The following is a 13,626-nucleotide window of genomic DNA, read 5'->3' as shown; positions in this document are numbered from 1 at the left end:
GTAGCTGAACACAAGTGAACAGTTGCTACTGAACAATTGAACAGTCGGGCGATTGACAATGAACAATAGTGAACAACACTCTATGGATGCTTTTTGCTCGTCGAACGAGCCATAACAAAAACAACAAAGCACCCTTCAGAGACTGCCAATCATGGCCGCACCTGCCCCGCCGCTTTCCCACGACGCCCTCGTCCAGAGTTCCTGGCAACGTTGCCGCGCGTTCGGTCTGGATCACCAAAGCGCCCCGGCCTTTGATCAGTTGCCCGCCGCCGGCATCGCGCATCTGCTCGACAGCCATCACGCGCTGGTGCAGACCACCCACCAGGAAGTCTTGCCCTACTACGAAAACATCCTCAGCAATTCCAACTGCCTGATCATGCTCGCCGACAATCAGGGCCAGGTGCTGACCTCGTGGGGCACGCAACGCTTTATCGAGCCGAGTCTGGCGCGGGGTTTTCAACCGGGAGCGAGTTGGATCGAACGCGCCAGCGGCACCAACGCCATCGGCACGGCGCTGGCCTGCGAGCAGGCGGTGCACATCGAACACGATGAACACTTTCTCAAGGCCAACCGCTTCATGACCGGTTCCGCCGCACCGATTTTCGATGCCGAGCGCAAGGTCATCGCCGTACTCGATGTGTCCAGCGACAGCTACCTGCCGCCCTCGCACACCCTCGGCATGGTCAAGATGATGAGCCAGACCGTGGAAAACCGGCTGATCCTCAACCTGTTCCATGGCCAGCACTTTCAACTGACCTTCAACACCGGGTTGAACAATCTCGACAGCCAGTGGGCCGGGCTGCTGATCTTTGATGAGAGCGGTCAGGTGCTGTCGGCCAACCGTCGGGCCGACAATCTGCTGGGTGTGCGCTTGTCGCGGGTCAGCGTTGAAAGCCTGTTCAAGGTGTCGTTGCTGGAGTTGATCAATCAGCCGGACGGTTTGCCGTTTGCCTTGCAGACTTCCGGGCGCAATCGTTTCCAGTGTTTATTGAAACGGCCTAAACAGGCGCCGATTCAGGCGCGAGTCTTTACTGAAACAAGAACCGCTGAAACCAGAACCGCCGAACCGAAAGTCGCCGCACCCACGGCCATCAGCCTGAGCACGTTGCACTTCGGCGACAGCCGCGTGGAGAAAGCCGTGCGCCAGGCCGAACGCTTGCTGGAAAAGGACATCCCGCTGCTGATTCACGGCGAAACCGGGGTCGGCAAGGAAGTCTTCGTCAAGGCCCTGCACCAGGCCAGCTCCCGCAGCAAACAGGCGTTCATTGCCGTCAACTGCGCGGCGATCCCCGCCGAACTGGTGGAGTCCGAGCTGTTCGGCTACGAGAAAGGCGCGTTTACCGGCGCCAACCAGAAAGGCAGCATCGGCCTGATCCGCAAGGCCGACAAGGGCACGCTGTTCCTCGACGAAATCGGCGACATGCCGCTGCCGACTCAGGCCCGGCTGTTGCGGGTGTTGCAGGAGCGCTGCGTGCAACCGGTGGGCAGCAGCGAGCTGTTCCCGGTGGATCTGCGGATCATTTCCGCCACCAACCGTTCGCTCAGGGAACAGGTGCAACTGGGGCGCTTTCGCGAGGATTTGTACTACCGCATCGGCGGCCTGACCTTGGAACTACCTCCGCTTCGCGAGCGCAGCGACAAGCAGGCGCTGTTCAAGCGGTTGTGGGAACAGCATCGCGAGCCATCGCAGTGGGCGGGATTGAGTCGCGAGGTGCTGGAACTGTTCGAACGGCACCCGTGGCCGGGCAATCTGCGCCAGGTCAGCAGCGTGATGCAGGTGGCGCTGGCAATGGCCGAGGAACAACCGATCCGGCCCGAGCATTTGCCGGACGACTTCTTCGTCGATCTGGAGATGGAGCCCGTGGAAGTGGCCGAGCCGTTGGGCATCGACCTGAACGATGCCGAGGCGCTGAACCGGGAGTTGCAACTGGCCGGCGGGAATATTTCCCACCTGGCTCGGCGATTGGGGGTGAGCCGCAATACGCTGTACAAGCGATTGCGACAGATTGAAGGTTGAGTAAACCCCTTCCCCTCATCGGAACACCGCCCGCCCAGCCCTCTCCCCCAGGAGAGGGAGCCGACCGAGGTGTCTTGCGTTTTACATCGACCTGAAAAAACCAGTGGAATATGGATTCGGCGCCAATCGTTCAAGTCGGTGTACCTCTCGAACATCCCCCAATCGGTCCCCTCTCCTGGGGGAGAGGGCTAGGGTGAGGGTGAAAAGGCTGACTCAACAGGCGCAGCCGATGCGGCCGCCAACGTCCGCAGGCCCATCAGCACCACGACCATCATCATCAGACCTGCGGCTATCGCAACGCCGAACCCTGCCCGGGCGCCCCAGGCATCAATCACCAACCCCGCCAGCATGCCGCCGAGTGCCACGCCGATGCTGATCCCGGTGGTCATCCACGTCAGGCCTTCGGTCATCCTCGCTGCTGGGATGATGATTGTTCCCAGCTTCATGACCACCACCATGGTCGGCGCAAACGAGATGCCGGCGATAAACAGCATCGCGGTAAGGACATAAACGTCCGGTGAGAAAATCGGCAATACGCCGGTGACTGCCGTGACCAGGATCCCGATAAAGAACTGCTTTTCAATCGCCAGCGAAACCCGCAACGCGCCGAAGGTCAGGCCCGCCACCAGCGAGCCGAACGCATAAGCGGCAAGAATGAAGGTAGCGGATGCTGGCCAGCCCTGGGCATTGGCGAACGCCACAACGGCGACATCGATCGATCCGCCAATGGCGCCCATCGCCAGCAGTGCCAGGACAATGGTGCGAACGCCGGGAATCAGCAGGGTCGAACCGCTGTTTTTCCGGTTACCCGCCACGACTTTCGGTTCGGTCTGACGCTGCATGAGAAACGCCGTCACGCCGACGGCCAGCAACCCCACCGCCACCAGCGGCCCGGCTTCCGCGAAGAAACTCACGCTCAAACCGATCGCCAGTGGCGGGCCGATGATGTAAGCCAGTTCGGTGAGGACCGTGTCCAGCGAGAACGCGGTGTGCAGTTGTGGCTTGCCACGAAACAGCTGCGTCCAGCGTGCGCGGATCATGGACGGCATGCTCGGCATCGTCCCCGCCAGTGCCGCCAGCACAAAAAACAGCGCGGCCGGCGCCCTCAGGTGCACCGCAACAATCAGCGCCAGCAACATGACGATGCTGAACGCCGTGACGACGGGCAGCACGCGACTCTGGCCACGCCGATCAACCTGTTTCGAGATGCGCGGGCCGAGCAGCGCATTGGCCAGGGTAAACGTACCGGCGACTGCACCGGCCAGCCAGTAAACGCCGGTCTGCTGCACCAGCATGGTGATGATGCCGATGCCGATCATTGCCTGTGGCAGTCGGGCAATAGAGCTCGCGAGGATCAGCCCGGTCGCGCCGGGTGTCGATACCAACTCGCGATAGTGATTAGCCATGATTCCTCCATTCCATAAACGTCGCCGATCAGCATCCGGCTGAGCGCGTTGCGGACATCAAGACCTACGCGAACGTCAAAAGCAATCCCTCACCCCAGCCCTCCCGAAACGTCGGACCGCCCGGAGGGAGAGGGAGCTGACCGAGGTGTCTGGCGTTCTACATCGACCTGAGAGATTGCGTCGATTATGGATTCGGAGAAAACCTTTCAGGTCGGCGTATTTCTTGAATATCCCCCATTCAGTCCCCTCTCCCTTTGGGAGAGGGTTAGGGTGAGGGGCTCTTCTCGCAGCCAAACAAAAACCCGCACAAGGCGGGTTTTGTTTGCAACAGGTGCAGCAATCAGTCAGCCAGACGCCAGGTCGTGCCGCCCTTGCCGTCTTCCAGCACCACGCCCATGGCGGTGAGCTGGTCGCGGATGCGGTCGGATTCGGCCCAGTCCTTGCCGGCCCGTGCCGCCAGACGCGCAGCGATCAGCGCCTCGACTTCGGCTGCATCCACGCGCCCTTCGGCACCAGCTTGCAGGAAGTCATCGGCTTCGAGCTGCAACACACCCAGCACGCTGGCCAGTTCTTTCAGACGCGCCGCCAGACCGGCCGCTGCATCGAGATCGCTCTCGCGCAGACGGTTGATCTCACGGACCATCTCGAACAGCACCGCGCAGGCTTCCGGCGTGCCGAAGTCGTCGTTCATCACCGTGGTGAAACGCTCGACGAACGCTTCACCGCCAGCCGGTGCCACGTTCGGCAGGCCTTTCAACGCGTGGTAGAAACGCTCCAGTGCGCCCTTGGCGTCCTTGAGGTTGTCTTCCGAATAGTTGATCGCGCTGCGGTAGTGGCTCGATACCAGCAGGTAACGCACGACTTCCGGGTGGTACTTGTCGAGCACGTCGCGAATGGTGAAGAAGTTGTTCAAGGACTTGGACATCTTCTCGCCATTGATACGGATCATGCCGCAATGCATCCACGCGTTGGCGTAGGTCTTGCCGGTGGCCGCTTCGCTCTGGGCGATTTCGTTTTCGTGGTGCGGGAACTCGAGGTCGCTGCCGCCGCCATGAATGTCGAACGTCTCACCCAGGCAGCAGGTGGACATCACCGAGCACTCGATGTGCCAGCCCGGACGCCCGGCGCCCCACGGCGATTCCCAGCTCGGCTCGCCCGGCTTGACGCCTTTCCACAGCACGAAGTCCAGCGGATCTTCCTTGGCTTCGTCGACCTCGATCCGCGCACCGATGCGCAGGTCTTCGATCTTCTTGCGCGAGAGCTTGCCGTAGCCCATGAACTTGCCGACGCGGTAGTACACGTCGCCATTGCCCGGGGCGTAGGCGTAACCCTTGTCGATCAGGGTCTGGATCATCGCGTGCATGCCCGGAATGTGGTCCGTGGCACGCGGCTCCATGTCCGGCTTCTGGATGTTCAGGCGCGCTTCGTCTTCGTGCATCGCGGCGATCATGCGCTCGGTCAACGCTTCGAACGACTCGCCGTTCTCGTTGGCCCGGTTGATGATCTTGTCGTCGATGTCGGTGATGTTGCGCACATAGGTCAGGTCATAACCGCTGAACCGCAACCAGCGGGTCACCAGGTCGAACGCGACCATGCTGCGGCCGTGGCCCAGGTGGCAGTAGTCGTACACGGTCATCCCGCAGACGTACATGCGCACCTTGTTGCCATCCAGCGGCTTGAAGACTTCTTTGCTCTTGGTGAGCGTGTTGTAGATCGTAAGCACGGTGTTTCCTTAAGACTTGATCACTGGCCCCACGAATCACGCAGGGTCACGGTACGGTTGAATACCGGCTGACCTGGTTTCGAGTCCTTGATATCCGCGACGAAGTAGCCTTCGCGCTCGAACTGGAAACGGTCTTCCGGCTGTGCGTTGCCCAGCGAGGGTTCAGCACGACAACCGGTCAGCACTTGCAGTGAGTCAGGGTTGATGTTGTCCAGGAAACTCGCGCTGTCTTCGGCCTTCTCCGGGTTCGGAGAACGGAACAGGCGATCGTACAGACGCACTTCGCACTCGATGCTGGCAGCGGCCGGCACCCAGTGGATCACGCCTTTGACCTTGCGGCCTTCAGGGTTCTTGCCCAGGGTGTCCGGATCGTACGAGCAACGCAGCTCGACGATGTTGCCGTCGGCGTCCTTGATCGCTTCGTCGGCACGGATCACGTAGCTGCCGCGCAGACGCACTTCGCCATTCGGCTCCAGGCGCTTGTAGCCTTTTGGCGGTTCTTCCATGAAGTCATCGCGGTCGATGTAGATTTCACGGGCGAACGGCAGCTGGCGCACGCCGAGTTCTTCTTTCTGCGGATGACGCGGCAGTTCGAGGTTGTCGACCTGGCCTTCCGGGTAGTTGGTGATCACGACTTTCAACGGACGCAGCACGCACATGGCGCGCGGGGCGTTCGCATCCAGGTCCTGACGGATGCTGAACTCGAGCATGCCGAAGTCGACCACGCCGTCGGAACGGTTGGTGCCGATCATCTCGCAGAAGTTGCGGATCGACGCCGGCGTGTAGCCACGGCGGCGGAAGCCCGACAGCGTCGACATGCGCGGATCGTCCCAGCCGTTGACGTGTTTCTCGTCAACCAGTTGCTTGAGCTTGCGCTTGCTGGTGATGGTGTAGTTGAGGTTCAGACGGCTGAACTCGTACTGACGCGGGTGCGCCGGCACTGGCAGTGCGTCGAGGAACCACTCGTACAGCGGACGATGGCTTTCGAACTCCAGGGTGCAGATCGAGTGGGTGATGCCTTCGATGGCGTCCGACTGACCGTGGGTGAAGTCGTAGTTCGGGTAGATGCACCACTTGTCACCGGTCTGGTGGTGATGGGCGTGGCGGATGCGGTACATGATCGGGTCGCGCAGGTTCATGTTCGGCGAGGCCATGTCGATCTTGGCACGCAGTACGCGGGCACCGTCCGGGAACTCACCGGCGCGCATGCGGGCGAACCAGTCCAGGTTCTCTTCAACCGAACGGTCGCGGAACGGGCTGTTCTTGCCAGGCTCGGTCAAGCTGCCGCGGTATTCCCTGGCTTGCTCGGGCGTCAGGTCGTCGACGTAGGCCTTGCCGGCCTTGATCAGCTCGACGGCCCAGTCGTGCAACTGGTCGAAATATTGCGAGGCGTAGCGCACTTCGCCGGACCATTCGAAGCCCAGCCATTTGACGTCGCTTTCGATCGCGTCGATGTATTCCTGGTCTTCCTTGGCCGGGTTGGTGTCGTCGAAACGCAGGTGGGTAACGCCGCCGAACTCCTGGGCCAGGCCGAAGTTCACACAGATCGACTTGGCGTGGCCGATGTGCAGGTAGCCGTTGGGCTCAGGCGGGAAACGGGTGACGATCTGCGTGTGCTTACCCGAGTCCAGGTCCGCCTGGATGATCGGGCGCAGGAAATTGACCGGCGTAACGGGGCCGGTCTTGGAATTCGAGGTAGGGTCGACAGTGGGCTTGCTCATAGGATCCTTGAACGTACAGTGCGCGGCCGGGACACGGGCCTGACAAAACAAAGCGGCTATCATAGCCGATGCTGTCAAGGGGCTGACAGAGCAGGCCTTATAAAGGAGCGTATTTAATCGCAGGGATTTGAAAAACAGCCTCGAAATTCGCGCCTGTCACGCTAAACTGCGCACCTTGGCCCTCACGGGCTGAACCGGTACGGGGCCCAAATGTCCCAATACCCACGAATTCCTTATAAAGAGCATCGATCATGACTCAAGTTAAATTGACCACCAACTTCGGTGACATCGTCATCGAACTGAACGCTGAAAAGGCGCCTCTCACCACCGCCAACTTCATCGAATACGTCAAAAAAGGTCACTACGAGAACGTCGTGTTCCACCGCGTCATCAAAGGCTTCATGATCCAGGGCGGCGGTTTCGAGCCAGGCATGAAAGAAAAGAAAGACAAGAGCCCGAGCATCCAGAACGAAGCCGACAACGGTCTGAAGAACGACAAGTACACCATCGCCATGGCCCGTACCATGGACCCGCATTCGGCTTCGGCGCAGTTCTTCATCAACGCCTCCGACAACAGCTTCCTGAACCACACCGCCAAGACCGCTCAGGGCTGGGGTTATGCCGTGTTCGGTAAAGTGGTTTCGGGCACCGACGTTGTCGACAAGATCGAAGGCGTTTCCACCACGTCCAAGGCAGGCCACCAGGACGTACCCGCAGACGACGTGATCATCGAGAAAGCCGAGATCATCGAAGCGTGATATTGCTGATTTCAGACTTGCATCTGGAAGAGGAGCGCCCGGACATTACCCGGGCGTTTCTGGATTTACTCGCCGGACGCGCCCGCTCGGCGAGTGCGTTGTACATTCTGGGCGACTTCTTCGAGGCGTGGATTGGCGACGACGCCATGACCCCCTTCCAGCGTTCCATCTGCCAGGCCCTGCGCGAACTCAGCGACAGCGGCACGGCGATTTTTCTGATGCACGGCAATCGCGACTTCATGCTCGGCAAGGCCTTCTGTAAAGAGGCCGGCTGCACGCTGTTGAAGGATCCGAGTGTCGTGCAGTTTTACGGCGAACCGGTGCTGCTGATGCACGGCGACAGCCTGTGCACCCGCGACGAAGCCTATATGAAGCTGCGCCGCTACCTGCGCAACCCGCTGAGCCTGTTCATCCTGCGCAACCTGCCCTTGCGCACCCGGCACAAACTCGCGCGCAAGCTGCGCAGCGAAAGCCGGGCGCAGACGCGGATGAAGGCCAATGACATCGTCGATGTCACGCCGGAGGAAATTCCGCGGATCATGCAGGAATACGGGGTGAAAACCCTGGTTCACGGGCACACCCATCGCCCGGCGATCCACAAGTTGCAGATCGGCGATCAGGCGGCGAAGCGGATTGTGCTGGGGGATTGGGATCGTCAGGGTTGGGCGTTGCAGGTGGATGAGAACGGGTTTGCGTTGGCGCCATTCGACTTCGCGCCGCCGCTGGCATTGCCGCACGGCTGAAGATCGCCACCCCCTCACCCCAGCCCTCCCGAAACGTCGGACCGCCCCCAAGGGGGCGAGGGGGAAAGGGAGCCGACCTTCATGCTTTTCAAACCTGAGTTCGACTGAAGACTTTCAGGTCGATGACCTCGCACATCCACCTCGGTCAGTCCCCTCTCCCTCCGGGCGGTCCGACGTTTCGGGAGGGTTAGGGTGAGGGAAAGCTTTTGATCTTAGTGCCCGGAAGCAGCCGGGCCTGCCTTGGCAGCGAATGGCGGCTTCGCCAGCCACACAATCAGAATCAAACCCATGAACCCCCAGCCCAGCAACGTGAAGTAATCCACGGTGGAGAGCATGTACGCCTGACTGGTGAGGATCTGATCCATCTGCGCATAGGCCGATTGGCTCGCGCCACCCAGCGAATGCAAGGTCTCGCGAGTCGCTGGCTCGAAGGTGCTGATGCTCTCGCTCATATAGGCATGATGCTGATCCGCCCGGCGAATCCAGATCCACGTCGTCAACGACGCCGCAAAGCTACCGCCCAGTGTCCGCAGAAACGTCGCCAGACCCGCGCCATCGGCAATCTGGCTCGGCGGCAAGTCCGACATCAGAATGCTCAAGGTCGGCATGAAGAACAGCGCCACGCCAATCCCCATGAACAGCTGCACCAGAGCGATGTGCTGGAAGTCCACTTCGTTGGTGAACTCGGCGCGCATGAAGCAGCTCAGGCCGATCGCCAGGAACGCCAGCCCGGCCAGCAGGCGCAGGTCGAACTTGTGCGCGTACTTGCCGACAAACGGTGACAGCAGCACCGGCAGAATGCCGATCGGCGCCACCGCCAGCCCGGCCCAGGTCGCGGTGTAGCCCATCTGGGTCTGCAACCATTGCGGCAGGATCAGGTTGATGCCGAAGAACCCGGCGTACCCCAACACCAACACCAACGTGCCGATGCGGAAGTTGCGATAGGCAAACAGCCGCAGGTTGACCACCGGATGCTGGTCGGTCATTTCCCAGATCACGAACACCGCCAGCGCGATCACCGAAATTGCCGCGCCGATGATGATGAAGTTCGACTCGAACCAGTCCAGGTCATTGCCCTTGTCTAGGATCACCTGCAGCGCACCCACGCCGATGATCAGCGTGATCAGCCCGACGTAATCCATCGGCTGATGGCTGGTGACCACCGGGCGTTTGGCCAGCTGCTGGCGCACCACCATCACCGCGAAGATGCCGATCGGCACGTTGATGAAGAAAATCCACGGCCAGCTGTAACTGTCGGTGATCCAGCCGCCGAGGATCGGCCCGGCAATCGGCGCCACCACCGTAACCATCGCCAGCAACGCCAAGGCCATGCCCCGCCTCGCCGGCGGATACACCGCAATCAGCAGTGTCTGGGTCATCGGGTACAACGGCCCGGCCACCAGGCCTTGCAGCACGCGGAAGCCGATCAGTTCCGGCATCGACGTGGAAATACCGCAGAGGAACGAAGCCAGCACAAACAGGATGGTCGCCCAGAGAAACAGCTTTACCTCGCCGAAGCGACGGCTCAGCCAGCCGGTGAGCGGCAGCGCAATGGCGTTGCTCACGGCGAACGAGGTGATGACCCAGGTGCCCTGCTCCGAACTCACGCCGAGGTTGCCGGAAATGGTCGGCAACGCCACGTTGGCGATGGTGGTGTCGAGCACCTGCATGAAGGTCGCCAGCGACAGGCCGATGGTGCTGAGCAACAGGCTGGGCGGCGTAAAAGAGGCGTTATTGCTCATCGTGAATCCTATGAAGCCGGGTTGGCGCCGTGTCTGTTACAGACGCAGCCGCCCTTTGTGGGAGCGAGCCTGCTCGCGAAGACGGCGGCTCAGCCAACAAAACTGTTGAATTGAAAATCGCCATCGCGAGCAGGCTCGCTCCCACAGGATGAGATCAGCGTTGCGCAGTCTTGCTGACCGCCGCGCTGTTGTCGTGGATCAACTGGGTGATCATCGCGTCGGCTTCGGCCAGTTGGCGGTCGTAGACGTTGGTGCTGAACGAGGCCTTTTGCGGCGGCTGCTGGGCCAGTACCGGGCCGCTCTGGTCATGCAGGTTGACCTCGACATTGGTCGATAGACCGACGCGCAGCGGGTGTTTGGCCAGCTCTTCGGCGTTGACATGAATCCGTACCGGCACACGTTGCACGATCTTGATCCAGTTACCGGTGGCGTTTTGCGCCGGCAACAGGGCGAACGCGCTGCCGGTGCCCGCGCCGAGGCTGTCGATGGTGCCGCTGAACTTCACGTCGCTGCCGTAGATGTCCGACTCGATCTCCACCGGTTGGCCGATGCGCATGTCACGCAGCTGGGTTTCCTTGAAGTTGGCGTCGATCCACAGCTGATCCAGCGGAATCACCGCCATCAGCGCGGTGCCAGGCTGCACACGCTGGCCAAGTTGCACGGTGCGTTTGGCGACATAACCGGTGACCGGCGCGATCAAGGTGCTGCGTGCGTTGGTCAGGTAAGCCTGACGCAGTTGCGCGGCGGCAGCCATCACGTCCGGGTGCGAGGAGACCACGGTGTCATCGACCAGCGCGCTGGTGGTTTTCAGTTGCTGTTTGGCGTTGGCCAGGGCGTTCTGCGCCGAGGTCAGGTCATCGCGGGCGTGGGACAGTTCTTCCTGGGAAATCGCCCCGCCGGCCGCGAGATTTTTCCGGCGGTTGAAGTTGTCCTGGGCCTTCTGCACTTCGGCCTGTTGCGCATTGACCTGGGCCTTCATGCCGTCGACGTTGCTGTACAGGCCGCGAACCTGACGCACGGTGCGGGCCAGATTGGCCTTGGCACTTTGCAGGCCGACTTCGGCGTCGTTCGGGTCGAAGTTGATCAGCACCTGGCCTTCATGAACCAAGTCACCATCGTCGGCACCGATGCTGACCACGGTGCCGGTCACCAGCGGGGTGATTTCCACCACGTTGCCGTTGACGTAGGCGTCGTCGGTGCTTTCGCTCCAGCGCCCGATGAATTCGTGATACGCCCAGACACCGGCACCGGCGAGGGCAACCACAACGGCCAGCACCAGCAGCATCACCTTGCGTTTGCGCGGATTGCCAGTGTCCTGGGCGTTGTCTTGAGCTTGTGTGTTTTCGGCAGTGGCCATGACAAGTACCTTGAATTAGTTGTGCGGCGTGGCTGGGGTGGCGTTGGCTGCGGTCAGGGTTTCACCCTGGAAGCCGCCGCCCAGCGCTTGCATCAGTTGAATCGACAGGTCGATCTGCTCGGCATTCAGGTTGGCCAGCTGACGCTGGGCCTGCAGCAATTGCTGCTCGATGCTGAGCACGTCCAGGTAGTTGCCGATGCCGGAACCGTAACGCTGGACGACGGTGTTGTAAGAATCCTGGGCAATCTCGGTCGCGTGCTGCTGGGCGCCGATCTGCCGGCCGATGTCACGCAGCTGGTTGATCGTGTCGCTGACATCGCCCAGGGCTTTCACCAGGCTTTTGTTGTATTGCGCCACGGCGAGGTCGTAATCGGCGTCGCGGGCATCGAGGTTGGCGCGCAAGCGTCCGCCATCGAAGATCGGCACCGAAATCGTCGGGGCAATGTTGAAGAAGCGACTGGCGGAGCCGAACATCGCGTCCCCCAACAAGGATTCGGCACCGGCGGAAGCCGACAGGTTCAGGTTGGGATAGAAGCGGGTCTTGGCCGAGTCGATGTCCTTGCTCGCCGCCTCGACACGCCAGCGCGCGGCGACCAGATCCGGGCGACGGCCCAACAGTTCGGCCGGCAGCACCGAGGGCAATGCCACGGCACTGGCTTGCAGAACTTTCGGCCGAGCGATTTCGTTGCCGCGATCCGGGCCTTTGCCGAGCAGTACGGCCAGGGCGATTTTTGCGCTGTTCAGGCGTTTTTCGGCGTCGATCAGGCTGGCTTCGGAGCTGGCTTCCAGACTTTGGGTCTGCTGGAACTGGTACTGGCTGTCGATCCCCGAGCTCAAACGACGCTGGCTCAGGTCGAGCATCTGTTTGGTGCGCTTCAAATCTTCGTTGGCCAGGTCATAAACGATGTGCGCCTGACCCAGATCGCTGTAAGCCCGAGCCACGTCGGCGGCGAGGGTCAGTTGCGCGGCCTGACGGTCGACTTCGGCGGCGCGGGCCTGACCGAGTGCGGCTTCCCAGGCGTCACGCTGACCGCCCCACAGGTCGAAGTTGTAATTGAAGCCGGCGCTGATGTTGCGCACGGTGGAGTAAGCCCCACCCTGCCCCAGCGGATCCTGATCCCGGGCCAGACGCGAACGGCTGATGCCGGCGCTGGCGTCGAGGGTCGGGTAGCGTTCGGCATCGGCGGCATACGCGGCGGCGCTGGCCTGATGGGCGCGGGCGTCGGCGATCTGCATGTCCGGGCTGTCTTTCAGGGCTTCGCGGATCAGGCCGTCGAGCTGCGGATCGCCGAGGCTGGTCCACCAGTCGCTCTTCGGCCACGCGGCCTGGGACAGGGTGACGCCGTTGAGCGATTGCCCGGTCTGCAGGGTTTTCGCATCGAGGCTGGCGCCCTGGGTATCGAGGCCACTGTAGTTGGCGCAACCGGCGAGGATCATCGCCGACAGCACCAGTGTCAGGCTGCTGCGCAAGGTTTTACCGCTCATTGTGTTCACCTAACCGCTGGATGGTGATCGGGTCACCGGCTGCCAGCAAAATTTTCTTGAGGATGTATTCCAGGGTTTTCAACTCGTCCGGGGTCACGGCGCCGGCCAGCTCATTCATGGCATCGGCACCGATGTGCGGCAGGCGATCGGCCAGTTGCTGGCCCTGCTCGGTGAGCTTGAGTTGCACCTGACGGCGATCGCCTTCGCTGCGTTGGCGAACCAGGAAACCTTTCTGCTCCAGACGATCGAGCATCCGAGTCATCGAACCGCTGTCCAGCGACAGATGCCGGCACAGCTCGGCCGGAGTGTCGACGCCGAACTGGGCCATGATGATCAACACCTTGAACTGCGCGGCGGTGATGCCGTGGGGTTCCATGTGGGTGTCGATGATCTTGTCCTTGAGCAAGGCGGCACGGCCGAGCAACAGGCCGAGATGGCAATGCTGGAATTCGTCAGGGGTGAAATGCTTCATGTGCTCACCTAATAACTGCCTAGGCAGTGAATGTATGTCGAGATGTTACTGCCTAGGCAGCGAATGTCAACGTAATAGTTAGGTTGCTTTGTAATTAGTTGACCAGTGGACTGGGTTTTCTGTCGTCCATGCAGACGCCATCGCGAGCAGGCTCGCTCCCACAGCGTTGTGAACTTCACAAAACCCTGTGGGAGTCAGTCTG

At 61.2% G+C, this 13,626-nt stretch carries 10 protein-coding genes; 3 read left to right on the top strand and 7 right to left on the bottom strand.

Annotated features, from left to right (window positions below; all coding sequences use genetic code 11):
• The first annotated feature begins 151 nt into the window (after positions 1–151).
• Positions 152–2,017, top strand: coding sequence for a sigma-54-dependent Fis family transcriptional regulator (locus CAF76_RS20825; protein WP_085648267.1), 1,866 nt, complete (start codon positions 152–154; stop codon positions 2,015–2,017).
• 188 nt (positions 2,018–2,205) lie between these two features.
• On the opposite strand, the gene CAF76_RS20820 is transcribed toward CAF76_RS20825, so the two are convergent.
• The 3 genes from CAF76_RS20820 to CAF76_RS20810 form a co-directional block, all read right to left on the bottom strand.
• Positions 2,206–3,423 carry an MFS transporter gene (locus tag CAF76_RS20820; RefSeq protein WP_085648266.1) on the bottom strand — a complete coding sequence of 406 codons (1,218 nt, stop codon included), beginning with the start codon at positions 3,421–3,423 and terminating at the stop codon, positions 2,206–2,208.
• 340 nt (positions 3,424–3,763) lie between these two features.
• Entirely contained in the window at positions 3,764–5,146 is a 1,383-nt protein-coding gene (gene cysS / locus CAF76_RS20815; protein WP_039767472.1) for a cysteine--tRNA ligase, read from the bottom strand.
• A 20-nt stretch (positions 5,147–5,166) separates the two neighbouring features.
• Positions 5,167–6,867, bottom strand: a complete 1,701-nt coding sequence (locus CAF76_RS20810; RefSeq protein ID WP_064597770.1) for a glutamine--tRNA ligase/YqeY domain fusion protein — start codon at positions 6,865–6,867, stop codon at positions 5,167–5,169.
• A gap of 251 nt (positions 6,868–7,118) precedes the next feature.
• On the opposite strand from CAF76_RS20810, the gene CAF76_RS20805 reads away from it, so the two are divergent.
• Together CAF76_RS20805 and lpxH are read left to right on the top strand one after the other, a co-directional pair.
• Complete coding sequence (locus CAF76_RS20805) at positions 7,119–7,625, top strand: peptidylprolyl isomerase (protein ID WP_039767476.1); 507 nt, start codon at positions 7,119–7,121, stop codon at positions 7,623–7,625.
• The gene (lpxH, locus tag CAF76_RS20800; RefSeq protein ID WP_064597773.1) at positions 7,622–8,368 is read left to right on the top strand and encodes a UDP-2,3-diacylglucosamine diphosphatase; all 747 of its coding nucleotides are present in this window, start codon (positions 7,622–7,624) and stop codon (positions 8,366–8,368) included. The genes CAF76_RS20805 and lpxH overlap by 4 nt, the downstream gene beginning before the upstream one ends.
• A gap of 212 nt (positions 8,369–8,580) precedes the next feature.
• Here lpxH and CAF76_RS20795 read toward each other — a convergent pair whose 3' ends face one another.
• The 4 genes from CAF76_RS20795 to CAF76_RS20780 all read right to left on the bottom strand — a co-directional run bounded on the left by CAF76_RS20795 (position 8,581) and on the right by CAF76_RS20780 (position 13,424).
• Complete coding sequence (locus CAF76_RS20795; protein WP_039767480.1) at positions 8,581–10,110, bottom strand: DHA2 family efflux MFS transporter permease subunit; 1,530 nt, start codon at positions 10,108–10,110, stop codon at positions 8,581–8,583.
• A 154-nt stretch (positions 10,111–10,264) separates the two neighbouring features.
• On the bottom strand, positions 10,265–11,467 hold the full coding sequence (locus CAF76_RS20790) for an efflux RND transporter periplasmic adaptor subunit (RefSeq protein ID WP_007951497.1): 1,203 nt from the start codon (positions 11,465–11,467) through the stop codon (positions 10,265–10,267).
• A gap of 15 nt (positions 11,468–11,482) precedes the next feature.
• Positions 11,483–12,952: an efflux transporter outer membrane subunit gene (locus CAF76_RS20785; protein WP_064597775.1), complete on the bottom strand. Its 1,470-nt coding sequence runs from the start codon at positions 12,950–12,952 to the stop codon at positions 11,483–11,485.
• Positions 12,942–13,424, bottom strand: a complete 483-nt coding sequence (locus CAF76_RS20780) for a MarR family winged helix-turn-helix transcriptional regulator (protein WP_011334990.1) — start codon at positions 13,422–13,424, stop codon at positions 12,942–12,944. Before CAF76_RS20780 ends, CAF76_RS20785 begins: the two co-directional genes overlap by 11 nt.
• Positions 13,425–13,626 lie beyond the last annotated feature (202 nt).

Origin of the sequence: Pseudomonas sp. B40(2017) (genome assembly GCF_002112855.1) — a bacterium.
GTDB lineage: Bacteria > Pseudomonadota > Gammaproteobacteria > Pseudomonadales > Pseudomonadaceae > Aquipseudomonas > Aquipseudomonas pharyngis.
The sequence above is the reverse complement of the archived record's forward strand: the minus strand, read 5'-3'. Positions and strand labels throughout refer to the sequence as shown.